Raw genomic sequence first — 21,728 nt, forward strand, 5'->3', positions numbered from 1 at the left:
CTTTAGAGTTCAGCAACCAGGTCATCAACCAGACGGCTGTTAGCTGACTCATCCAGATTTTCACCCAGAATACGCTCAGCACCGACTACAGCCAGGGCTGCAACCTGTGAACGCAGAGCTTCGCGGGCTCTGTTGGCTTCCTGCTCAATGTCAGCCTGCGCAGCCACCTTGATGCGATCAGCTTCTTCACGGGCCTGATCTTTAGCCTCGTCAAGGATCTGGGCAGAACGCTTGTTTGCCAGCTCGATGATTTCCTGAGCCTTTTCACGGGCTTCACGCAGTTCTTCGAGAACTTTTTTCTGAGCCAGTTCCAGCTCTTTCTGACCACGAGCTGCAGCGTCCAGTCCGTCAGCGATTTGTTTCTTACGGTCGTTGAGGGCCTGCATGATGGGTGGCCATACATACTTCATGCAGAACCAGACAAACACAGCAAAGGCGATCGTCTGACCGATGATAGTTGCATTGATATTCATGCGAACTCCAAATGCTCCAGTAAAATCTTAAAATCCTGCCTCAGATGAGCGTACTACTTCTATTTAGCAAAATAAGACGCTCCCAACAAAGTTGTTTAGATCAGCTTACCCAGCCTACGAGTACATCCAGGATCTTTATTCGGCTTTTCGTTTCGTTACGGCTCTCAGACCGGCCGTACTTCAACGCCAAGCCGGATCTTCACTGCAGCGATTACTGAACCAGAGCTACAAAAGGGTTAGCAAAGGTGAAGAACAGGGCTATACCCACAGCAATCATTGGCACAGCGTCAAGAAGACCCGCTACGATAAACATTTTGGTTTGCAGCATTGGTGCCGTTTCAGGCTGTCTGGCAACGCCTTCAAGGAATTTTCCACCCAGCAAACCAAAGCCGATAGCTGTAGCCAGAGCCGCAAGACCCAGCATGAAAGCAACACCGATTGCAGTCAGACCTACTACCAGTTCCATATTTCCTCCCGACCTATTGTGGTCTTTGTTAAATTGAAGTTTTAGGTTAGTTAACACACTACGTCAGTCAGCTGACGTACAATATCTATAATTAATGGTCTTCGCTTGCCATGCTTAGATAAACAATGGTCAAAATCATAAAGATGAATGCTTGCAGAGTGACCACAAGAATATGGAAAACAGCCCATCCAAAGTGCAAAGGTAGCTGCATGTAGCCGACCAGGGCAATCAGGATAAAGATCAGCTCACCTGCGTACATATTACCAAAAAGACGCAGAGCCAGAGAGATAGGCTTGGCAATCATGGTCACAGATTCCAGCAGGAAGTTGATTGGAATCAACAGAGCCTGCACAGCTTTGTTAGGGCTGCTGAACGGATGCAGGGTCAGCTCACCAATAAAACCACCTATACCTTTCACTTTGATCGAGTAAAAGATAATTAACATAAAGACAGAGAGGGACATACCCAGAGTAATATTCGGATCTGTACTCGGTACAATCTTCATATAAGGAATGCCCAAAGCAGAGGCCAGCCCCGGGATCCAGTCAACAGGGATCAGGTCCATCAGGTTCATAAAGAAAACCCAACAGAAAATAGTCAATGCAAGCGGGGCGATCAGGTTATTTCTGCCATGAAAAGAGTCTTTGACACTGCCATCCACAAACTCAACGACCATTTCAACCAGATTCTGCATGCCAGTAGGAACACCGGCAGATGCACGCCTGGCCACCATACGGAAGATCGAGATGAACACCACACCCAGCAGAACAGACCAGAACAGACTGTCTACGTGCAGCGCCCAGAAACCCATTTCTTTTGCTTCAGCAGCGGTTCTGGCAAAGGTCCAGGTGTCTTCCGACAGAACACCCAGCTCATTGCCATAATTGTCCACACGTTCAAAACCTGCAGGCAGCTTACCGAAGGTAAGATTCTGCAGGTGGTGGGCTATGTACTCAGTTGCAGTCGTCGCCATGAATTTTCCCGTACACCATCATCATTGTATAAATCTGTCGTCAGTAAACCTGCCTCAACTCTTAATAAGAAGAGGGGTCAGCCAGTTTACCGCCTGAATCAAAGCAAATGCACCGAACATCGTCAGGGGGTCGATTGACGGTATCCGTGTAAAAATCAGAACGAACGCCAGAACCGTTAAGGCAAACTTCCCCGCTTCACCCTGATAAAAAGACCTGACTATTTTCTGTGCCGCACTGGCTCCCCGGTATCGAAATGCTCTCCAGACCAGATAAGCATTGGGGACGCTGCATGCCAAACCACCTGACAGAGCGGATATAGCGAAAGACTTACCCAGCGGCAGCAAAAGCAATGTCAGAGATACTGTAGCCAACAGTTGAGCAACGACAACACGATAGATACGTGGCTGTTGCAGGTGCGGGTAACTGGCCCGACTGTCACTTCTAAACATCTCTTTACTTTTGACTCTCCACGTCGTCTTTACAGACACAGGCTCCTGCGCTTGACCTGAGTATCTTAACAGGTCTGATAAGTCTTGATCCGCCCCTCAGAAAATACCAGGGGTTTCAGCCTTTGCGATGTGTGAATACAGTTAAACATCAGATGGCAAAACTTCACACAACTGAAAATCTTAGAACTTTTTTTCACCCCTACGGCGCGCGAAAGTATACTAGTGACATGCACCTGCGTTCAACTAATATCTTAAAGGTTGACACTATACGACTTCGGAAGAATATTATCCCGTGAGTCCCAATGAATGACGTTCAATAGCTAATGGACCAAAAGCTCGTCATCCCATTGCAAAATAAACTCAGAGACTTTCTTGATCACGCCACTTCGATATTTTTTCCTGTTAAGTAACAGATAAAAATGACGATTCAGAGTCAGGTCAGACACGTTGATGGTCGATAGCAGACCGGCATTCCTGGCCCGCCATATAGCCAGGTTGGAAATACAACCAATACCCAACCCTTCCATAACAGCCTGCTTGACGGCTTCGGCCCGGTTAAGACTCATTATAACGTTAGGTGTACATAAACGTGTTGCCAAGACTTCATCAAACAGTTCCCGGGTTCCTGAGCCTGGCTCCCTGAGTATCCACTCTTCGTGTTTCAGGGACTGAAGATCCACGGTCTTCCCGGCCATGGGGTGGTCAGGATGACAAATAATAACAAGCTCATCTTCGCGCCAGGGGATCACTTCTATTTCCGGGTGCAGACAGCTGCCTTCAACGACGCCCAGATCAATCTCCATAGCCAATATTCTCTGCTGAATACTGCGGGTATTTTCAACCGCCAGTTCGGCCCTGATATGGGGAAATTCCTTGAAAAACCTCCCAAGAATACGAGGCATCAGGTTATTACCAATGGTAGAACTTGCATGTATCTTCAGCGTTCCCTCTTTATAGCAGCTGTCCTCTATAAACTGGGTTTCAATCTCGTTGGCCCGATCGATCAGCTCTGCTGCCATGGGTAATAATGATCGACCAGAGTCGTTTAATGCCATGGACGCACCAGCATGTCGGTCAAATAAGGGGCCTAAATGCTTTTCCAGTTCTGACAGTGCCATACTGGCAGCGGGCTGCGAAATAAACAGGGATTCTGCTGCTGCTGTAACTCTGCCGGACTGGGCGACCGCCTTAAAAATTTCAAGCTGCCTCAATGTGATACGCATTTACTGCTCCGATATCCATTGCCAGCTCAAAAAGGACGGTGAAATCCCGGGTGGCATAGATAAAATTAACACCTTAAATTTTAGGAGTTGTTATTAGTGAACAGGACACCAAAACCTGGGTTGGCCTAAAAAAATGACACCCGCAATGAAAGAGGTCCTTCGTTACACGCACATTATAAAATAGAGTACGTCATCCCTCGATAACCTTAACGACTTTTGTAATAAAACCGTCAAGATTTTTAAGTAGATTTAGGTTTTCCTCATTTGTCTATCAATTACTCACTCATAAGTGCTCATTATAAGACTCTCTTGATTTATTGATTATTCAGGGAATAAGCCTACTCCTTATAATGCAGCCACCCTCGCAGATCAATAATAACACTCATCTTAGAGTTGTTTTGAAACCGTACTCAGAAAGATTTTTATGATAATTGTCCAACAAGGAGTGGCTATGTACCAAGTATATAATGATCGAAATGTAAAGCATTGGGTTGATCTTAAAAAACAAACATCCGTTCTTGAAAAGATTGTGTACTGCAAAAAAAAGAGAAAGTATTCATCAACACTTGATAATCCTGGTGCTTTTTTCCGTGAAGCAGATAAACATTTGAAATGTTCAGGTCTTCGAAAAAGTTACCCGGTTTTGTCTGCTCCTGCGACTTATTGCAGGACAAAATTCGAACACTTTTTCAAGGCTAAATCTTGTCTGACCATGCATTGAGCTACTTTTTAATAACCGACAAACTTGCCAGTTTTCAGGAGCCCGGTAACAATAACACACAACCCATAAGTTTGACTTATATGCGCCTGTAATTTTATTGATTATCCAGAAAGACTTTCAGAACTCTATAATTCGTTCACCATCATCAAGCGCTATAAATAGCCGCTACCTTCAACCTCCGACATTGAAAGATAAGCAGCTATAAGAGGGATCAGAATAAAACACAACAAGATAAAATAAATGTACAAAATATCTATTATCAGCAGCTGGTAATGTATTAATCGATGCTGTGAAAATGGTGTCGGATTTTGTTTCTTTAAACCCGTGATCATCAGGACAAAATCCGATAGCTTTTTCCAAGCTGACCAGTGTACGACAAGGTATTAGGCTGCTTTATGCAGCCGTTTTTTTACCTGTAATAACTTCTCTTTTTTGCCGGGAGCCGTTTCAACTGTCACATTCAGGTCTATCTTGCTAGTGATGGGAGCAATGCCCCAATTATTGTTGGCACCGGGAACAGCCTGACCTTTTCCTTCGGCTAATACAATCTGCCAAAATCTGACGGTTTTCATCCGGGGAAGCGAAAGCAACAAACGCCTCTCCGGTACCTGCAATATTATCGCCACAAAACGGGCAGGTTAATTGACAATCACGCTGGTATCAGGGTTTTGCGAACAACCTGCCTAGTGTTTATTGGGTATCGGACACTTATTGAATATGCGCCAGAACCCCGTCCAGTTCATCCAGGCTATTGTAGGAAATCACCAGCTTTCCCTTGCCTTTGGCGTTATGAGTAATGGCAACCCTGGCTCCGACACGATCCGATAAGTCATCTTCCAGACGCTTGATGTCAGGATCTATTTTCATCGAGGTTTTTTTCTTGCCCTGTTCTTTTTCCTGCACCATGCGACGCACCAGAGCTTCTGTCTGGCGAACTGAGAGTCCTTTGGCCACAACCGTTCTTGCGGCTTCCAGCTGCTCCATATCAGACAGGGGCAACAGAGCCCGGGCGTGACCCATCTCCAGGTCACCGTATTCCAGCATTTTCTTCACGTCAGAACTCAAAGACATCAGACGTAAGATGTTGGCTACTGCTGCTCTGGATTTACCCACGGCCTCAGCCACTTCCTGCTGCGTCAGTTCAAACTCTTTCTGCAAGCGGGACAGCGCAATGGCTTCTTCAATGGGATTAAGATCTTCCCGCTGAATGTTCTCAATCAGAGACATCGCTATGGCTGCTTCGTCAGGAACATCCCGAACCAAGGCTGGTACCTCCGCCAGACCAGCCAGCTGTGCGGCTCTCCAGCGACGTTCTCCGGCAATGATTTCATAACGATTCCGGGACAGAGGACGAACCACAATAGGCTGCATGATGCCCTGGGCTTTGATACTTTCAGCCAGTTCTTCCAGCGCATCCGGATGCATATCCCGACGCGGCTGATATTTGCCACGCACCATAAACTCGACAGGAATCTCTTTAAGTTCCTTATTCTGAAGTGTTTCGCCTTCAGGCGTTTCTGTCGGGTTGGTTAGTTCATCGGAAACCGATGATGAGAGGTTAGCGCCTCCCATCAATGCACTTAAATTGGTGCCAAGACGTTTTTTAGCCATCAGGTCCCTGTCTTCCTTTCAGTCTTGAGCCCCTTGTTAAGAGCCTCTTGTCTGCGAACCAGCTCACCCGCCAGCGCCAGGTAAGCTACCGCCCCCCTGGAGGTTCGGTCATAAGCCAGCACTGGTTTGCCATGGCTCGGGGCCTCAGCCAGACGCACATTCCGTGGAATAACGGTACGATAAACCTGATCACCAAAATGACCAATCAGCTGTCTGGATACTTCGTTGGTCAAACCCATTCGGGGGTCGTACATAGTCCTGAGTAGCCCCTCAATATGGAGCTTCGGATTAATGGTCTGTCTGATACCGGTAATGGTTTCCATCAGGGCAGTTAAACCCTCCAGCGCATAATATTCGCACTGCATCGGGATAATAACGCCTTCTGCAGCCACCAGAGCATTCAGCGTCAGCATATTAAGCGACGGAGGGCAATCAATCAGAATATAGTCATAGCGTTCACTGACAGAAGCCAGAGCACTTCTCAGTCGGGTTTCTCTGGCTTCCATCGACATAAGCTCTACTTCAGCGGCAGTGAGGTCAGCGTTAGTGGGAACCACGTCGTAGCCCGCATCTTCAGCGTTCTCAATAGCCTGATCGATGGCGCATCGCCCGGTCAGAACCTGATAGGAGGAATACTCCAGGTCATGTTTATTGATACCACTTCCCGTCGTGGCATTTCCCTGAGGGTCCATATCAACCAGTAACACCTTTCGCTTGGTCGCTACCAGAGAGGCGGACAGGTTGATGCAGGAAGTGGTCTTTCCTACCCCACCTTTTTGGTTCGTTACCGCAAGAATTTTTCCCACTGCCAATTGCTACCGTATCGTCTTTATGTTTGTGAAAAGCTGTCTGTTTAAATTACACGTCAGCCTTCAGGATAACCAGATGCCTCTGTGCTTCACAACCCGGGACGTCAAGGGCATGGCTTTCCAGCAGGGAAATTTCTGGTCTTAGCTGCTTCAGATCGACCAGTTCCTGTTCCGGGAACAGGCCTTTCATTGCCAGAAACTTACCACCTGCCTTGATCAGATGGTGGCTGCCATTCACCATATCAGCCAGAGAACTGAATGCTCTGGACATAATAACGTCAAATGGCTGGATTGCCTCAAAGGATTCTACCCGGCAATTCGCCACTGTGATATTTTCAAGACCCAGCTCTGTTTTGGCCTGAGTCATAAAACGGGTTTTCTTACCATTACTGTCCAACAGGGTGTAGTGCTTTTCTGGATTAAGGATCGCCATAGGTATGCCTGGCAGACCGGGCCCGGAACCTACGTCCATCAGATGATCCCCTTCCATAAAGGGCGCAATACTCAGGCTGTCGTGTATGTGTCGTGACACCATTTCCAGCGGATCCCTGACGGCGGTCAGATTATAAGCTTTGTTCCATTTGGCAAGCAGCTCTACATAACCTGTCAGCAAGTCTGCCTGGCTGTCCGCCAGTATCAGAGATTGCGCAACTGCTCCCTCGCAGATGCGTTCACGTAAGGACAGAAAAGACATCAAGAAACAGTCCAGATAGGGTACATGGATTCACAGCCTCACGGCTTGATGGATAGTGTATTGCAAATAGCAGATTCAGTCGAATTCATAACCTTCTGATTGCACGTTAATTTTCATAGTCTTATTGATAAAAAAACAGTATCGAACCCGATTTGCGACTTTGCAGGCTGAAATTAAACCTTCTCGATGGTGAACAACCGGTTTGGCGGATAGGTTTAAAGAAAAGGTCGGAGTACAAATCGTCGATCAGACAAGAGATGGTGATGATAAACTCTTGGCTGTGCCTCTACTAATTTCTCTGCGAAGTCACACAATGCGTTATCAACAAACTTATGAAAAAAATAATCAAACGACTCTCACAGACTATTCTGAGCAGGCTTAAGTCAGCGGTTGATCTTTTCTCAGGTGATCCGTCAGAAACCAGATTGACTGTTAGAGAGCAGACTCAGTTAATCACTGACTTTTCACCATCGACTCTGAATATCAGGAAACCCACTCTGATCACTCAACCCGTCACGCCCTATTCGGTAAAAAAAGGACGAGTGGCTCCGCGTAATCCTCTAAAAACAAAGCGCCAGTCATACCGTGACTTGGCTCTGAAAAGAAGTAACCGATTCCCGAATCGAAGCAGGCTTGATTTCTCGACCAGAAAGTCAAGCCTGCGTCAGCGGGTCAAAATCAGGCAACCATCGAGCGTTTTTTAAGATGAATCAGTAGCAAGGAAACCGCTGCGGGCGTCATCCCCTGAATTCGGGAAGCCCGTCCCAGAGTTTCAGGCCTGTTATCATTAAGCTTCTGCTTCAGCTCATTAGACAACCCCTCGATCACACTGTAATCCAGAGCCTCAGGAATCTTTGTGCCCTCATAACGGCGCAGACGATCAATCTCTTCCGTCTGGCGATGGATATAACCTTCGTATTTGGTAGCAATTTCAACCTGCTCACAGACTTGGGGATTAGCTTCCGGTTCACCGGAGAGTGCGGCAACATCCGCATAAGTCAGCTCGGGACGACGCAGTAGTTCCTGCAGGCTGTATTCACGACTGATGGGCTTGGAGAGCTTATTGTCGATTTTTGCAGAAGCTTCGGTCTCTGGATGAATGAATGTGGTCCGAAGGCGTTCATGTTCCTTCTCAATTCGCTCTTTTTTGTCGCAGAATGCCGACCAGCGCTCATCGTCCACCAGACCCAGCTCACGACCTTTTTCTGTCAGACGCAAATCGGCATTATCTTCACGCAGAATCAGACGATATTCGGCACGGCTGGTAAACATTCTATAGGGTTCACTGGTGCCATTGGTAATCAGATCGTCCACCAGAACGCCAATGTAGGCTTCGTCCCTGCGAGGACACCAGCTCTCTTTACCCTGCGCTCTCAGTCCAGCATTTAAACCAGCCAACAGTCCCTGGGCCGCAGCTTCTTCATAGCCAGTAGTGCCATTAATTTGCCCGGCAAAGAACAAACCACCGATCGCTTTTGTTTCAAGAGAATATTTCAAACCTCTCGGGTCAAAATAATCGTATTCAATGGCATAACCCGGACGGGTAATATGCGCATTTTCCAGACCAGGGATGGAACGCACCAGATCGACCTGAACGTCGAAGGGAAGACTGGTAGAAATCCCATTGGGGTAGAGCTCATTGGTATTCAGACCTTCTGGCTCAAGGAATACCTGGTGTGAAGACTTGTCGGCAAAGCGGGTGATCTTGTCTTCAATAGAAGGACAGTATCTTGGGCCAATACCTTCAATCACCCCGGTAAACATAGGTGAACGGTCAAGACCACCACGAATGATCTCATGGGTCCGTTCGTTGGTGTGGGTAATATAACAAGACACCTGACGGGGATGCTGTTCGACAGAGCCCAGATAGGACATGACCGGAACCGGAGTATCACCCGGTTGCTCTGCCATCATCGAAAAATCAACAGAACGGGCGTCAATACGGGCAGGCGTCCCTGTTTTCAGACGCTCAACGGCCAGATCAAGATCTCTCAATCGATTGGCCAAGGCTATAGAGGGAGGGTCTCCAGCTCTGCCACCGCTGTGATTTTCCAGACCAATATGAATTCGTCCACCCAGAAAAGTTCCTGCAGTCAGGACCACACTGGTTGCAAGGAAACGAACCCCCATGTTGGTTACCACACCGGTAACCTGACTCTGTTCAACCATCAGGTCATCAGCGGATTGCTGGAATATCCACAGGTTGTCCTGGTTTTCCAGAATGTTTCGGATCGCTTCTTTATAAAGTGCCCGATCAGCCTGGGCACGGGTGGCTCTGACAGCTGGCCCCTTTCGTGCATTCAAAACCCGAAACTGAATACCCGCCAAATCCGTAGCCCGACCCATGGCACCACCCAGGGCATCCACTTCTTTCACCAGGTGACTTTTGCCAATACCACCGATGGCAGGATTGCAGGACATCATCCCCAGAGTTTCGATGTTATGGGTCAACAAGAGTGTTTTAACACCCATACGTGCAGAAGCAAGAGCAGCCTCTGTGCCCGCCTGGCCACCACCAATCACTATCACATCAAACCGGGTTGGAAAGTCCACTGCCAAGGTCACATCACCTTTGTTCGTTTATGGGTCTGGTAAAAAGGAGGCGGATTATACCTCAGCTCTTTTGTCCACAACATGCATCTTTCATGACAAATGCCTTTCCGCCTGTTTTTCCCGCTGAGGACTCGTTCAGTTAAAGGCTCTGTTCCTATTGGCGTAAAGCATAGTGCCTTATCAGCCAGGGGTTCAGTCGTAAAGCCCGAAATCTTGTATGTCGTCTTCCTACTGCTTTTAGAGGTCCTTACCTGTGAGTAACATCAAATACAATAGCCGTCTTTAACGTAGTGTTATTAGATATTTTTATTATAAATAGTGTGAGTATTTTCTGTGGATAAGCAAAAAAAGTATATATATATCAATATTTTAAAAAATGAATAAGTGTGTCAGTCTACTGTTGGAATCTTTCGGTTAAGGTGTAGTTTTCTTGTGGATAAAAGAGCCTTTTTCCACAATCGAAATTTATCAATATCTTATCCCGGTATCTATAAATAGTTTCTCTATGTAGCTTTCCACAAGGCATTTCTAACAGAACCACGCCAATGAAAGGTTGATAAAACCTGCGTTTGAAGCGTATTTAGACTTATAAAGCGGTATTTTTTATCCACAACAGGGTATGAGCGACTTCGAATAGTCGGAAGGTTTTTCGCAGACTGATAATTTCTGAAGGGATGGAGAAAAAGAAGATCAGATAAGACGCAGAGTGTTATGGAAGCTCAAGGACACCTCAACCATAAGGAAGGGCATTCGCTCAACCCAGAACCTGGTCCTGCTCTTTAGTTGGGTGGATTGACAACAATGTTTTGAACTTTCATTCCAAAAACTATTCCAAATCAATGAATGCTATTTGTGAAATATGGTATGCGAATAGAACAAAAAAGTTAGTACTTATGTTCATAAAAACTGGCGATAAGACGAAATTTCTGTAGAATGCGCGAATGATAATGTTTCCTATTTAGATTGATATTATAAAAATACGGTTGTCGTCCATGTTGAAAAATAAAGTCTCTTCAGCACTCTTAGCAGCAGGTCTTATGGCTGCATCTGCTATCTCCCTGGCCGCAGAAGTGGTTAATGTTTACTCCTATCGTCAGCCTTTTCTGGTTGAACCTCTGTTCGCAGAGTTCACCAAAGACACCGGTATTGAAGTCAACATGGTGTTTGCCAAAAAAGGTTTGAGTGAGCGCCTCGAACGTGAAGGCAAACTGAGCCCCGCTGACCTGGTATTGACGACAGACATCAGCCGACTGATGAATCTGGTTGAAAAGGATCTCAGCCAGCCCGTTGACAGCCAATCAATCAATAACGACATTCCTGCCCAGTATAGAGACCCTGAGGGTGAATGGTTTGCCCTGACCAAGCGTGTCAGAAATATCTACAGCACCAAACGTTCAGAGAAGCCGGAAGGCATCACTTACGACGATCTGGCCGATCCAAAGTACAAAGGCAAAATCTGCACACGCAGTGGTAAAAACGCCTATAACGTAGGTCTCGTTGCTGCTTATGTCGCTCACAATGGTGAGGAAGCGACTAAAGAATGGCTTGAAGGTTTCAAGGAAAACCTGGCCCGTCGCCCTCAGGGTAATGACCGTGCCCAGGTAAAAGCTATCACGGAAGGCGTTTGCGACCTCTCTATCGGTAACAGCTATTACTTCGGCAAGATGATGACCAATGAAGAACAGCGTCCATGGGCTGAGTCCGTTTACATCAACTTCCCTGATCAGAAAGGCAATGGCTCTCACGTCAACGTCAGTGGTATGGTTCTGACCAAATACGCTCCCAACAAAGACAATGCCGTTAAGTTAATGGAATTCCTGGCCAGTCAAAAAGCTCAGGCCACCTTCGCTGAAGTCAACATGGAATACCCTGTAAATCCTGATGTACCGGTTTCCAAAATGGTTGCTTCCTGGGGTGAGTTCAAATCCGACGATCTGCCTGTTTACAAGCTGGCAGAGAACTATGCGACCGCTCAGAAACTGTTAGACGAAGTCCGTTTTGATCTGTAATTAAAAGGCCTTTCGACCTTCCGGAGAGTCGGCGGCTGCTTGCTGGCTCTCTGCTTCTGACTCTGGTCTATGAGGCCTTGACGCCTTATCTTTCGATGTAAAAGCAATTCTGCTAGCAGCCTGTCGGACTTAAGCGTCCGTAGCGAGGATTGCAAGAAATTGAGGATAAAAATCTCTGTTTCTGAGGAGAATAGCGAGCTATTTGACGAAGAAACAGAGATTTTTAGACCAATTTATTGCAACCGCAGTAGGACAGTCTTAAGTCCGACAGGCTGCTAGAGTCCGGATTCCGAAAAGTCCCGGAACATATGCTTGAGTCGGTCATCAATACGGAGCCTGTAATTTTTAATATAGGAGTCACCCTCTAAATAATTCAGTACACTTTTTAACAATAATGAGCGGTCTTTGGTTTTAACCACCAGCTTTAAGCCTTCATCGTGTACTCTCTGAACAATATTTGTGAACTGCTCAATTTCAATTTTACCACCAGCAGCATCACACTCCATAAAAACAGCCTGATGCTGTGTTTTGGATAAATCGCTGAGAAAGTAATCTGAACTAAATTTTTGTGGGAGTCCGGGCAAAAGAGGGGAACCCACCTGGCGGATCTGATCTGCCGGAATACTGAGTATTCCGGCCACTTCGTCTATTGATACAGCGCGCTCAGTGATCACTGCTGCCGCCTTGCCACCGTGATACTGAGCCAGTTGCGATATTGCATCAGCAGCATGAACTTCAGTACTGCGCCACCATTGGGAACGGCGACTGGCATTCTGCAAATTGCTCAGGTAAAGAAAGTTATGAGCTTTCCTGGTTAAGGGATCAATAATGCCAGGGGTTGCATCTTTGGCAGGAATATGAACATTTGAACTGACCATGATGGCTTTGTTATGAGTCATCACATGTCTCATTGTTTTTGCCAGAAGTTTTTTGCTAAGTAAGCCGTTGGCATCATCGATGACCACCAATTCCTTTCCGGCAAGCTTTTCGTTGATCTTTTCAGCCCATAGCGTTTCATTACCCTCTGAGTCATTATACAGATTACCTGCTGTTAAATCGTCTATATAAAGGGTGTCAACACCATATTCGGCTGCTTTTTTGGCAACCGCTGTACATAGATGTGTTTTTCCTATTCCCGCTGATCCGCTCAGGAATAGTCCCATGGGTTTTTTATGCGAGGCTTCATACTGATTATTTATCACAGCGTGTGCGAACTTCAGGGCTGTATCTTTCATCAGTTTCTGCTGTTTTGAGTCGGCTTTGAATTGATCAAAATCAGAATCAAGATTTTCAATGGTGAACGGTGAAACCTGATGCACCGGCTTTGGTTCCATAGTCGGTGTGACAGGCAACACTGGTTGGCAATGCCAGACTTGATCGCACTGCGACAAAAAATATTCCCATCGCTCATTACTGAAGCGAAGCGCAAAAGTGATACCAGCAATAGGGTAGTCATGGGGCACGGTATGGTCTTTCAGCTGGGCATACTGCGTTTCCCCCTTTTCGATTGCACGGATTGTTTCAGGACCCTGTTGTTTATTGTAACCATCAATCAGTATTTTTTTGACTTGGTCGTAGGTTTTCGGTTCAACAAATTCATTCGGACCAAACCCCAGATAGAGATTCTGTCCGCTGCTGTTTTGCCCGGTGCATACCAGATTAAAACCTGTAGCATTACCGATTTTATGTTTCTTCGAGTAGCTTATAACACCCATAATGTAGATCAGATCGCCCTTTTTGATATCCCGTTCTAACAGTTCCCTGTCAGCTGAATAAGTGCCGGTTTCGTTAATGTGCATAAGATTGTCAAACAGATCATAGATAGGGTTGCTGACATCGATCGGTTTTAAATATCCGGCACTACTCGTGAAGTTAAAAGGGTTTTTGCTGGTGTGCGACATAATTGTGCGGGAAATTCTGAACTTTGCCACCGGTGCACCAAAGATCCGGTTGAATTCGTCGGTGCCAATGATGGATTCAATGGCTCGATACTGGCAGGCCAGCATGGTTGTCGCACAGTCTGCAATAGTGGGTCCATGAAAAAAAGCATTCAGACACTCACTGGGTGTATGCCCGTTATCCCTTGCTACAAAACTGGATCTATAACTCCTATCAAAATATTCTGGTAGTGAGTGCGGTACGAGGTTAATACCGTTTGACAGCCTGGGAAGTTCATAGTCCATATAATCCTCATCATAAAAAACACCCAGACGTTTTCTTGCTTCCTGCACTTCTGGCGAAGGAGAAGCAACGTGGGTTATCTTGACAAGGCCATTGCTCGAAAAAAGTGTGCTCATAAACGCAGCTCGATCATAAAAACTTGTCCTGACAAAGTTATTGCTCAATTGGGTAAAATCTGCGTTCATTGGCGGAACTGGATCATAAAAACTTGTCATGACTGAGCTCCGCTCTTCGTATGATGTGTTAAGTTGCTGGAGCCAATGAATCGTTTTATTGGCAAATTGTTCATCCATGGGCTTATTACTGTGACTTACCGGGAAGGGTTTGTAAGAGGGAGTTATCACGTCTAAAGATTTGAAATGAATTGCCATAATAGCATCATCAGCTCTTGAGACAGAGGCATTAGAGGAGGGACGATATTGTTTTGAACCTTGTGCAGATATAACAGTACTGCTTGCGGCAGTTTTAGACTCTTCAATGATTCTTTTCCTCAGGCTCTGCGTCTGCCCGCTTGAATCCACCCTTTCTTTCGGGTTGTCAGTGACGCTTATCTCACCACCATTTTTTACTGGCGAGGGCTTTACACTTCTTGAGGTGGAACCTGAAGTGGTGGAAGTGGGGCTATTTTCTGTTTTTCCTAATTGGAAAGGTACAGCGGGCTGATCGCCGGTAGAAGTAAAAGTTACACTATCCATAATTAATCGTCCTTTTAAGTTGTATCTACTGTTAATACCGTCCTTGTGGTTAGCTCATTTGCCTGGCAAGTTTAATTCTTTATGACAGTACTTCAGGCAATCTAAAAAGAAGGGGTAAATTATCCGAATCTTGTACTATCGCTCTATTTATTTAGACAGAAAGGAAATGATTTAGTTCACTGCTAAAGGGGGCTCAAATGAATTTGAACCCTAATATACTAAATTGTGTAATTAAAGCTGACTGGTCGTTTCATGGTGTGAGTTCAAATCCGACGATCTGCCTGGCTTCTTAATCTGCTAATGACTGACTTTGGTCGAGGCCTCGGCGTCTTAGCTTCCAATCTAAAAGCAATTCTGCGGGCCGAGCCCCGAGTCAACTCTAGCAGCCTGTCGGACTTAAGACTGTCCTACTGCGGTTGCAATAAATTGGTCTAAAAATCTCTGTTTCTTCGTCAAATAGCTCGCTATTCTCCTCAGAAACAGAGATTTTTATCCTCAATTTCTTGCAATCCTCGCTACGGACGCTTAAGTCCGACAGGCTGCTAGAGTCCGGATTCCTAAAAGTCCTGGAACATATGCTTGAGTCGGTCAGCAATACGGATCCTGTACTTTCGAATACTGAAATCTTTCTCTAAATAATTCAGTACATTTTTTAACAATAATGAGCGGTCTTCAGTTTTAACCACCAGCTTTAAGCCTTCATCGTGTACTCTCTGAACAATATTTATGAACTGCTCATTTTCAATTAAGCCACCAGCAGCATCACACTCCATAAAAACAGCCTGATGCTGTGTTTTGGATAAATCGCTTAGATCGTAATCAGGGCTTGTTTTTTGTGGGAGTCCGGGCAAGAGAGGGGGACCCACCTGGCGGATCTGTTCTGCCGGAATACTGAGTATTCTGGCCATTTCGTCTATCGATATAGCTTTCTCAGTGATGACTGCTGCCGCCCTGGGGCCTTGATACTGACCCAGTTGCGATATTGCATCAGCCGCCTGAACTTCAGGGCTGTGCCACCATTGGGAACGGTGACTGTCTCCCTGCAAATCGCTCAGGTAAAGAAAGTTATGAGCTTTCCTGGTTAAGGGATCAATAATGCCAGGGGTTGCATCTTTGGCAGGAATATGAACATTTGAACTGACCATGATGGCTTTGTTATGAGTCATCACATGTCTCATTGTTTTTGCCAGAAGTTTTTTGCTAATTATGCCGTTGGCATCATCGATGACCACCAATTCCTTTCCGGCAAGCTTTTCGTCGATCTTTTCAGCCCATAGCGTTTCATTACCCTCTAAGTCCTCGTACAGAGTAACTGCTGCAAAATCGTCTATATAAAGGGTGTCAACACCATATTCGGCTGCTTTTTTGGCAACCGCTGTACATAGATGTGTTTTTCCTATACCCGCTGATCCACTCAGGAATAGTCCCATGGGCTTTTTATGCGAGGCTTCACACTGATTATTTATCACAGTGTGTGCGAACTTCAGGGCCGTACCTTTCATCAGTTTCTGCTGTATTGAGTCGGCTTTGAATTGATCAAAATCAGAATCAAGATTTTCAGTGGTGAACGGTGAAACCTGATGCACCGGCTTTGGTTCCATAGTCGATGTGACAGGCAACAGTGGTTGGCAATGCCAGACTTGATCGCACTGCGACAAAAAATCTTCCCATCGCTCATTACTGAAGCGAAGCCCACGAGTGATACCAACAATAGGGAAGTCATAGGGCAGAATACTGTCTTTCAGATCTGCATAATGCGTTTTCCCCCTTTTAATTGCATGGATTGTTTCAGGACTCTGTGGTTTGTTGTAACCATCAATCAGTATTTTTTTGACTTGGTCGTAGGTTTTCGGTTCATCAAATTTATCCGGACCAAACCCCAGATAGAGATTCTGTCCACTGCTGTTTTGCCCGGTGCATATCAGATTAAAACCTATAGCAGTACCGCTTTTATGTTTCTCCGTATAGATCGCTACGCCCTGAATGTAGATGAGATCACCCTTTTTGATATCCAGTTCTGACAGTTCCCTGACAGTTGAATCAGGGCTGGTTTCGTCAATGCGGTTAAGATCGTGAAACAGATTATAGATAGGGTTGCTGAAGTCGATCGGTTCTAATTTTTCAGCAATATTCGCGAGGTTAGAAGAGTTTTTGCTGGTATGCGACATAATCGTGCGGGAAATTCTGAACTTTGAGACCGGTGCACCAAAGATTCGGTTGAATTCGTCGGTGCCAATGATCGATTCAATGGCTCGATACTGACAGGCCAGAATAGTTGTCGCACAGTCTGCAATGGTAGGACCATGAAAAAAAGCATTCAGACACTCACTGGGTGTACGCCCGTTATCCTTTGCTACAAAGCTGGATCTGCAAGTATGATCAAAATATTTTGGTAGTGAGAGCAATCCCAGGCCGCTGGCTTTTGACAGCTCGGGAAGTTCGTAGGCCTTATAATCCTCACCATAATAAACACCCAGACGTTTTCTTTCTTCCAGCAATTCTGGCACACGAGAAGAATCGTACGTAAAGGTTGCACTGGGTATACCACTGCTCGAATAGGTGTAAGTTATGACCAATGTATTAGGTATTTCACGAAATCTTGTCATGACTGAGCTCCGCTCTTCGTATGATGTGTTAAGTTGCTGGAGCCAATGAATCGTTTTATTGGCAAATTGTTCATCCATGGGCTTACTACTGTCACCTACCGGGAAGCGTTCGTAAGAGGGAGTTATCGGACGTAAAGATGCTAAATGATTTGCCACAATATTATCATCAGATCGGAAGTCAGGGTTATCAGAGCAGGGACGATTTTGTTCTGAGCCTGGTGCAGATATGACTGCACCGTCTGCAGCAGTTTTAGAATTTTCAATTTTCCTTTTCATCAGGCTCTGCGTCTGCCCGCTTGAATCCGTCATTTCTTTGGGGTGGTCAGCGACGCTCATCTCACCACCATTTTTTACTGGCGAGGGCTTTACAGCTCTTGAGGTGGGGGAGCTATTTTCAGCAGCTATTACACCGGGCAGATCCCTATAGCTATAGCCGTAGCCGGTAGCAAAAGTTTTTACATTATCCATAATTAATCGTCCTTTATTAAGTTGTAGCTGTTGTTAATACCGTCCTTGTGGTTAGCTCATTTGCCTTGCAAATTTAATGCTTCATGACAGTTCTAAAGGCAATCTCAAGAGAAGGGGTAAATTATCCGTAACTTGTACTATCGCCCTAGTATTTAGACAGAAAGGAAATGATTTAGTTCACTACTTTTATGCGAGAACCAAGCCAGGGCGGCTCCGCTTGTTCCCTGAGCAACGAACTGTGAAACAGGAACCTGCAGCGAAGGCGGGAATCCATCGCCAACGGTGGATCTCTGCCTTCTCGGGGATGACAAGGCCAGGGGGACACCGGGCAGTATGGTTCTGGTGGAGAGTCAGTGTGGATTCCCGCCTTCGCGGGAATGACGAGAATGAAGCCGGGAATGACGGATTACCCTCAAAGACCAATGATCTCACTGATATCCTCCTCACTTGGCTGATAGCCCTCACCCTGGCTATGTGTACTCTGTGAGTCTGCAATCTGCCGCATCAAGCTACTATTCTGCAGCACATAAAGGGTCTCTTGTTCCCGCTCCCAGTCATCAGCACTGAGCACTACAAAGTCTTCTCCACCGCGCCGAGTGACCTTAAGCTGAGTGCTGTTGCCCACAACCTTCTCTACAAAACTTTTCAGGTTATCCCTGAACTGATTAACGCTGACACTTTTCATAAATTACCTCTACCTTTGGTGTGCGGTATTAACGTACACAATTGAGAGCAGGCATTTAAAAGGCAAGTCTACGCCTAATTGCGTTGCTGTTTGAAAGAGAGATGCAAATTTTACTGATATTCATTCCGTTTTCTGTAAAATTGACCGCTTGGCAGAGCTCGGACAGATATTTAAACAGACTTTCATGAAACAGGTGCTTACCGCCTTAGAAACACAGGAAAATGACTTATCACCACTCTCTTTGCAGCGTGGTATTGATAAGTCATATTCAAGACAAGGCCTTTCGATTTTCTGGAGAGCTGGCAGCTGGTTGCTGGCTCTTCTGCTTTTTACTCCGTTTTTGGCTCTGGTCTATGAAGCCTCGGCGCCTAGCGGTGAGATTTTTGCTCATCTGCGAAATACTGTGCTGGGCACTTATATCCTCAACACCGTACTGTTGATCCTGGGTGTCGGTATTCTGGGTTTGATCCTTGCCCTTCCTGCAGCCTGGATCATGGCAAACTGTGAAATTCCCGGTAAACGTTATCTGCAATGGCTTCTGGTACTGCCTCTGGCCATGCCCTCTTACGTGGTCGCCTATATCTATACAGACCTGCTGGAATACGCAGGCCCTGTACAAAGACTGCTGAGGGATTTAACGGGTTGGCAGAGTGCTGCGGATTATTTTTTCCCGGATATTCGCAGTCTGGGTGGCGCAGTCATCATTCTGGCGCTAGTGCTTTATCCTTACCTTTATCTACTGGCCAGAACCGCATTTCTTGAACATTCCCAGAGTCAGATGCTTGCCAGCCGGTTGCTCGGATGCTCTCCTGTTTCCAGTTTTCTGAGGGTCTCAATCCCCATGGCCAGACCGGCTATTGTCACCGGCCTTGCCCTCATGGGTATCGAAACACTGGGTGATTTTGCCACGGTTGATTACTTTGCTGTACCGACTCTCACGACAGCTGTCTATGATACCTGGCTGGGTTATGGCAGTTTGAATGCCGCTGCCAAACTTTCAGCTATCATGCTGGTTGCAGTGATGCTGCTGATCTCACTGGAAAGCTTCAGTCGCAGGAGACAACAGCTGTACCAGAAAAGCACCGGGCAGGACCACAGGAAAGCCTCCGTTTTGAGGGGTTGGAAAAAGGCCCTGGCCTTGTTCTGGTGCTGGATGCTGGTCATATTGGGCTTTCTTCTACCTGCTGCTATTTTGCTGGATTACGTTTTCCGATATTTCAGTGATTCCTGGAACCAGGAATGGCTGACTTACAGCTTCAACAGTTTGAAGGTTTCATTAACCGCAGCCACATCTGCAACACTGGTCGCCTTATTTCTGGGACTGTATCAGCGCCTTCAGGGCAGTCGCTTTGCCAATATTCCTTCCCGGTTGGTTTCTAGCGGATATGCCTTTCCCGGAAATGTTCTGGCGATAGCGGTGTTAACCCCATTAACCCTGTCTGACCACGTTTTGAATGATTTGATTATGGCCTTTGAGTTACCGCCCGTTGGCCTTATTTTCAGTGGCTCGATATTTGCGCTTGTTTTCGCCTATACCGTTCGTTTCTCTGCCGTGGCCGTTGGCAGTGTTGAATCCAGCCTGGGAAGAGTTTCCCCGTCTCTGGATATGGCCAGCCGAACACTGGGATGCAAGCCTTCAGAAATGGTGAGACGCGTTCATATTCCCATGATTCGCAAAGGCTTGTTGACCGGATTTCTGCTGGTTTTTATCGAATCCATGAAAGAGCTGCCGGCGACTCTCCTTTTAAGACCTTTTGGCTTTGAGTCACTGGCTACCCGGGTTTTCCAGTTTGTTTCCGATGAAAGACTGGAAGAGGCTGCTCTGGCAGCATTGATAATGGTACTGGCCGGGCTGATACCACTGATACTTCTGAACCGTTCGCTGGAGGCAGAACAAAAATGACCGCCCTGACTATTGCTGGCCTGAGCTGCCGTTATGAACAGACAGAAGTACTCTCTAACCTGAGCCTTGAGGTAGAACAGGGAGAAATTGTTTGCCTGCTGGGTCGAAGCGGCTGCGGTAAAACCACACTTTTAAAAGCCATTTCAGGTCTTCTTCAGCCTTTTTCAGGGACCATTTCCCTGCACGGTCAGGTCGTCACTTCAGTCCATGGAACACTGCCCCCGGAACAGCGTGGAATGGGGATGATCTTTCAGGACTACGCTCTGTTCCCTCATCTGAACGTGTTTCAAAATATTGCTTTTGGTTTGAAAAACCTTTCCCGCAGAGATGCCCGTAAGCGTGTGGAAGCCATGCTGGAGCTGGTCAACCTTTCTGGCCTGGACAAGCGCTATCCACATGAACTTTCTGGCGGCCAGCAGCAACGTGTTGCCATTGCCAGAGCCCTGGCTAACAACCCTTCCTTGTTGTTGCTGGATGAACCTTTTTCCAATATTGACAGTCAGGTAAGACAGAAACTGGTGAGGGAGGTCAGGGATATTCTCAAGCAACAGAAAGTCACTGGACTGTTTGTCACCCATAATCGTGATGAAGGTTTTGCCTTTGCCGATTCCGTTGCCATTATGCACAACGGCAATATTCTGCAACGAGGTCACTCTTTCGACGTCTATAATCGCCCGGCATCTCGTTTTGTGGCAGAGTTTATGGGGTCTGGCAATCTCCTGCCCTGTGAAGTAATAAACAGTCGTACTGTTTCAACACCAGTCGGTGTCGTTGAGTCATCCACTGATATTTCAGCAGACCCCGGTCAGACTGCGGAGCTGTTTATCCGCCCACAAATGTTTTCGATTGAAAGGTGTCGGTGCGAAAAACCGGTGAATCCTGCCCAGATCAAAAGCCAGCAGTTTATGGGAACCCGATTAAGGACCGAGGTTAAGCTGAAAGAAAATGTTCTGGTTGTGGAAAACTCAACCCCGTTCCCGGAAAGCACACCTGTGGATATTTCGGTAAGACCTCACGACCTGCTTCTGTTTGATAAGAAAGGGGATTCAATCTGATGCTTCAGAGTTTATGTTTTACCCGCTGCAGCCAAGCCTGAGTATCCTGAAAACAAAATCAGGTTGTCAGGCTGATCCGAACTGCTTCTATGAACCATTCATGCCCGCTCTCTCTGTCAGGCCATTGTCGTCTTTGAAAATGTGACCAGATTT

17 protein-coding genes are annotated in these 21,728 nt (G+C 46.4%); 4 read left to right on the forward strand and 13 right to left on the reverse strand.

The window, feature by feature from the left end; genetic code table 11:
- Window positions 1-2 precede the first annotated feature (2 nt).
- From ACOMHB_RS00560 to ACOMHB_RS00580, 5 genes are all read right to left on the reverse strand, one after another.
- Window positions 3-473, reverse strand: a complete 471-nt coding sequence (locus ACOMHB_RS00560) for a F0F1 ATP synthase subunit B (protein ID WP_422139378.1) — start codon at window positions 471-473, stop codon at window positions 3-5.
- 211 nt (window positions 474-684) lie between these two features.
- Window positions 685-939, reverse strand: a complete 255-nt coding sequence (gene atpE / locus ACOMHB_RS00565) for a F0F1 ATP synthase subunit C (RefSeq protein ID WP_257253757.1) — start codon at window positions 937-939, stop codon at window positions 685-687.
- 91 nt (window positions 940-1,030) lie between these two features.
- The gene (atpB, locus tag ACOMHB_RS00570; protein WP_422136037.1) at window positions 1,031-1,912 is read right to left on the reverse strand and encodes a F0F1 ATP synthase subunit A; all 882 of its coding nucleotides are present in this window, start codon (window positions 1,910-1,912) and stop codon (window positions 1,031-1,033) included.
- A 54-nt stretch (window positions 1,913-1,966) separates the two neighbouring features.
- Window positions 1,967-2,362 (reverse strand): ATP synthase subunit I, encoded by a 396-nt coding sequence (locus tag ACOMHB_RS00575; protein WP_422136038.1) that lies wholly within the window; start codon window positions 2,360-2,362, stop codon window positions 1,967-1,969.
- 320 nt (window positions 2,363-2,682) lie between these two features.
- The gene (locus ACOMHB_RS00580) at window positions 2,683-3,585 is read right to left on the reverse strand and encodes a LysR substrate-binding domain-containing protein (protein WP_448215074.1); all 903 of its coding nucleotides are present in this window, start codon (window positions 3,583-3,585) and stop codon (window positions 2,683-2,685) included.
- 451 nt (window positions 3,586-4,036) lie between these two features.
- Between ACOMHB_RS00580 and ACOMHB_RS00585 the strand changes: the two genes are divergently transcribed.
- A complete protein-coding gene (locus ACOMHB_RS00585; protein ID WP_448215075.1) occupies window positions 4,037-4,306 on the forward strand; it encodes a hypothetical protein in 270 nt (89 codons plus the stop codon).
- Between the two features lie 383 nt (window positions 4,307-4,689).
- Here the strand turns inward: ACOMHB_RS00585 and ACOMHB_RS00590 are convergent, their stop codons facing one another.
- The 5 genes from ACOMHB_RS00590 to mnmG all read right to left on the reverse strand — a co-directional run bounded on the left by ACOMHB_RS00590 (window position 4,690) and on the right by mnmG (window position 9,973).
- On the reverse strand, window positions 4,690-4,878 hold the full coding sequence (locus ACOMHB_RS00590; protein WP_448215076.1) for a hypothetical protein: 189 nt from the start codon (window positions 4,876-4,878) through the stop codon (window positions 4,690-4,692).
- Window positions 4,879-5,014: 136 nt separating this feature from the next.
- A complete protein-coding gene (locus ACOMHB_RS00595; protein ID WP_448215077.1) occupies window positions 5,015-5,917 on the reverse strand; it encodes a ParB/RepB/Spo0J family partition protein in 903 nt (300 codons plus the stop codon).
- Window positions 5,917-6,723 carry a ParA family protein gene (locus ACOMHB_RS00600; RefSeq protein WP_448215078.1) on the reverse strand — a complete coding sequence of 269 codons (807 nt, stop codon included), beginning with the start codon at window positions 6,721-6,723 and terminating at the stop codon, window positions 5,917-5,919. Before ACOMHB_RS00600 ends, ACOMHB_RS00595 begins: the two co-directional genes overlap by 1 nt.
- A gap of 52 nt (window positions 6,724-6,775) precedes the next feature.
- Window positions 6,776-7,420, reverse strand: a complete 645-nt coding sequence (gene rsmG / locus ACOMHB_RS00605) for a 16S rRNA (guanine(527)-N(7))-methyltransferase RsmG (protein ID WP_422136043.1) — start codon at window positions 7,418-7,420, stop codon at window positions 6,776-6,778.
- Window positions 7,421-8,098: 678 nt separating this feature from the next.
- Window positions 8,099-9,973: a tRNA uridine-5-carboxymethylaminomethyl(34) synthesis enzyme MnmG gene (gene mnmG / locus ACOMHB_RS00610; protein WP_448218585.1), complete on the reverse strand. Its 1,875-nt coding sequence runs from the start codon at window positions 9,971-9,973 to the stop codon at window positions 8,099-8,101.
- Window positions 9,974-11,010: 1,037 nt separating this feature from the next.
- Between mnmG and ACOMHB_RS00615 the strand changes: the two genes are divergently transcribed.
- Window positions 11,011-11,982, forward strand: a complete 972-nt coding sequence (locus ACOMHB_RS00615) for a Fe(3+) ABC transporter substrate-binding protein (RefSeq protein ID WP_422136044.1) — start codon at window positions 11,011-11,013, stop codon at window positions 11,980-11,982.
- 275 nt (window positions 11,983-12,257) lie between these two features.
- Here the strand turns inward: ACOMHB_RS00615 and ACOMHB_RS00620 are convergent, their stop codons facing one another.
- The 3 genes from ACOMHB_RS00620 to ACOMHB_RS00630 form a co-directional block, all read right to left on the reverse strand.
- Complete coding sequence (locus ACOMHB_RS00620) at window positions 12,258-14,858, reverse strand: ATP-binding protein (RefSeq protein WP_448215079.1); 2,601 nt, start codon at window positions 14,856-14,858, stop codon at window positions 12,258-12,260.
- A 557-nt stretch (window positions 14,859-15,415) separates the two neighbouring features.
- Entirely contained in the window at window positions 15,416-17,932 is a 2,517-nt protein-coding gene (locus tag ACOMHB_RS00625; protein WP_448215080.1) for an ATP-binding protein, read from the reverse strand.
- Between the two features lie 412 nt (window positions 17,933-18,344).
- The gene (locus ACOMHB_RS00630; RefSeq protein ID WP_448215081.1) at window positions 18,345-18,617 is read right to left on the reverse strand and encodes a type II toxin-antitoxin system Phd/YefM family antitoxin; all 273 of its coding nucleotides are present in this window, start codon (window positions 18,615-18,617) and stop codon (window positions 18,345-18,347) included.
- Window positions 18,618-18,801: 184 nt separating this feature from the next.
- Here ACOMHB_RS00630 and ACOMHB_RS00635 point away from each other — a divergent pair, with 184 nt between their 5' ends.
- On the forward strand, window positions 18,802-20,520 hold the full coding sequence (locus ACOMHB_RS00635) for an ABC transporter permease (protein WP_448215082.1): 1,719 nt from the start codon (window positions 18,802-18,804) through the stop codon (window positions 20,518-20,520).
- Complete coding sequence (locus tag ACOMHB_RS00640) at window positions 20,517-21,575, forward strand: ABC transporter ATP-binding protein (RefSeq protein ID WP_448215083.1); 1,059 nt, start codon at window positions 20,517-20,519, stop codon at window positions 21,573-21,575. Before ACOMHB_RS00635 ends, ACOMHB_RS00640 begins: the two co-directional genes overlap by 4 nt.
- Window positions 21,576-21,728: the final 153 nt, after the last annotated feature.

This window comes from Endozoicomonas sp. 2B-B (genome assembly GCF_053470045.1).

Excerpts from the sequence above, each read along its gene's own strand:
- ACOMHB_RS00560 (WP_422139378.1), bottom strand. The coding sequence starts at position 473 with ATGAATATCAATGCAACTATCATCGGTCAGACGATCGCCTTTGCTGTG.
- atpE (WP_257253757.1), bottom strand. The coding sequence starts at position 939 with ATGGAACTGGTAGTAGGTCTGACTGCAATCGGTGTTGCTTTCATGCTG.
- atpB (WP_422136037.1), bottom strand. The coding sequence starts at position 1,912 with ATGGCGACGACTGCAACTGAGTACATAGCCCACCACCTGCAGAATCTT.
- ACOMHB_RS00575 (WP_422136038.1), bottom strand. The coding sequence starts at position 2,362 with ATGTTTAGAAGTGACAGTCGGGCCAGTTACCCGCACCTGCAACAGCCA.
- ACOMHB_RS00580 (WP_448215074.1), bottom strand. The coding sequence starts at position 3,585 with ATGCGTATCACATTGAGGCAGCTTGAAATTTTTAAGGCGGTCGCCCAG.
- ACOMHB_RS00585 (WP_448215075.1), top strand. The coding sequence starts at position 4,037 with ATGTACCAAGTATATAATGATCGAAATGTAAAGCATTGGGTTGATCTT.
- ACOMHB_RS00590 (WP_448215076.1), bottom strand. The coding sequence starts at position 4,878 with ATGAAAACCGTCAGATTTTGGCAGATTGTATTAGCCGAAGGAAAAGGT.
- ACOMHB_RS00595 (WP_448215077.1), bottom strand. The coding sequence starts at position 5,917 with ATGGCTAAAAAACGTCTTGGCACCAATTTAAGTGCATTGATGGGAGGC.
- rsmG (WP_422136043.1), bottom strand. The coding sequence starts at position 7,420 with ATGTCTTTTCTGTCCTTACGTGAACGCATCTGCGAGGGAGCAGTTGCG.
- ACOMHB_RS00615 (WP_422136044.1), top strand. The coding sequence starts at position 11,011 with ATGGCTGCATCTGCTATCTCCCTGGCCGCAGAAGTGGTTAATGTTTAC.
- ACOMHB_RS00620 (WP_448215079.1), bottom strand. The coding sequence starts at position 14,858 with ATGGATAGTGTAACTTTTACTTCTACCGGCGATCAGCCCGCTGTACCT.
- ACOMHB_RS00625 (WP_448215080.1), bottom strand. The coding sequence starts at position 17,932 with ATGGATAATGTAAAAACTTTTGCTACCGGCTACGGCTATAGCTATAGG.
- ACOMHB_RS00630 (WP_448215081.1), bottom strand. The coding sequence starts at position 18,617 with ATGAAAAGTGTCAGCGTTAATCAGTTCAGGGATAACCTGAAAAGTTTT.
- ACOMHB_RS00635 (WP_448215082.1), top strand. The coding sequence starts at position 18,802 with ATGAAACAGGTGCTTACCGCCTTAGAAACACAGGAAAATGACTTATCA.
- ACOMHB_RS00640 (WP_448215083.1), top strand. The coding sequence starts at position 20,517 with ATGACCGCCCTGACTATTGCTGGCCTGAGCTGCCGTTATGAACAGACA.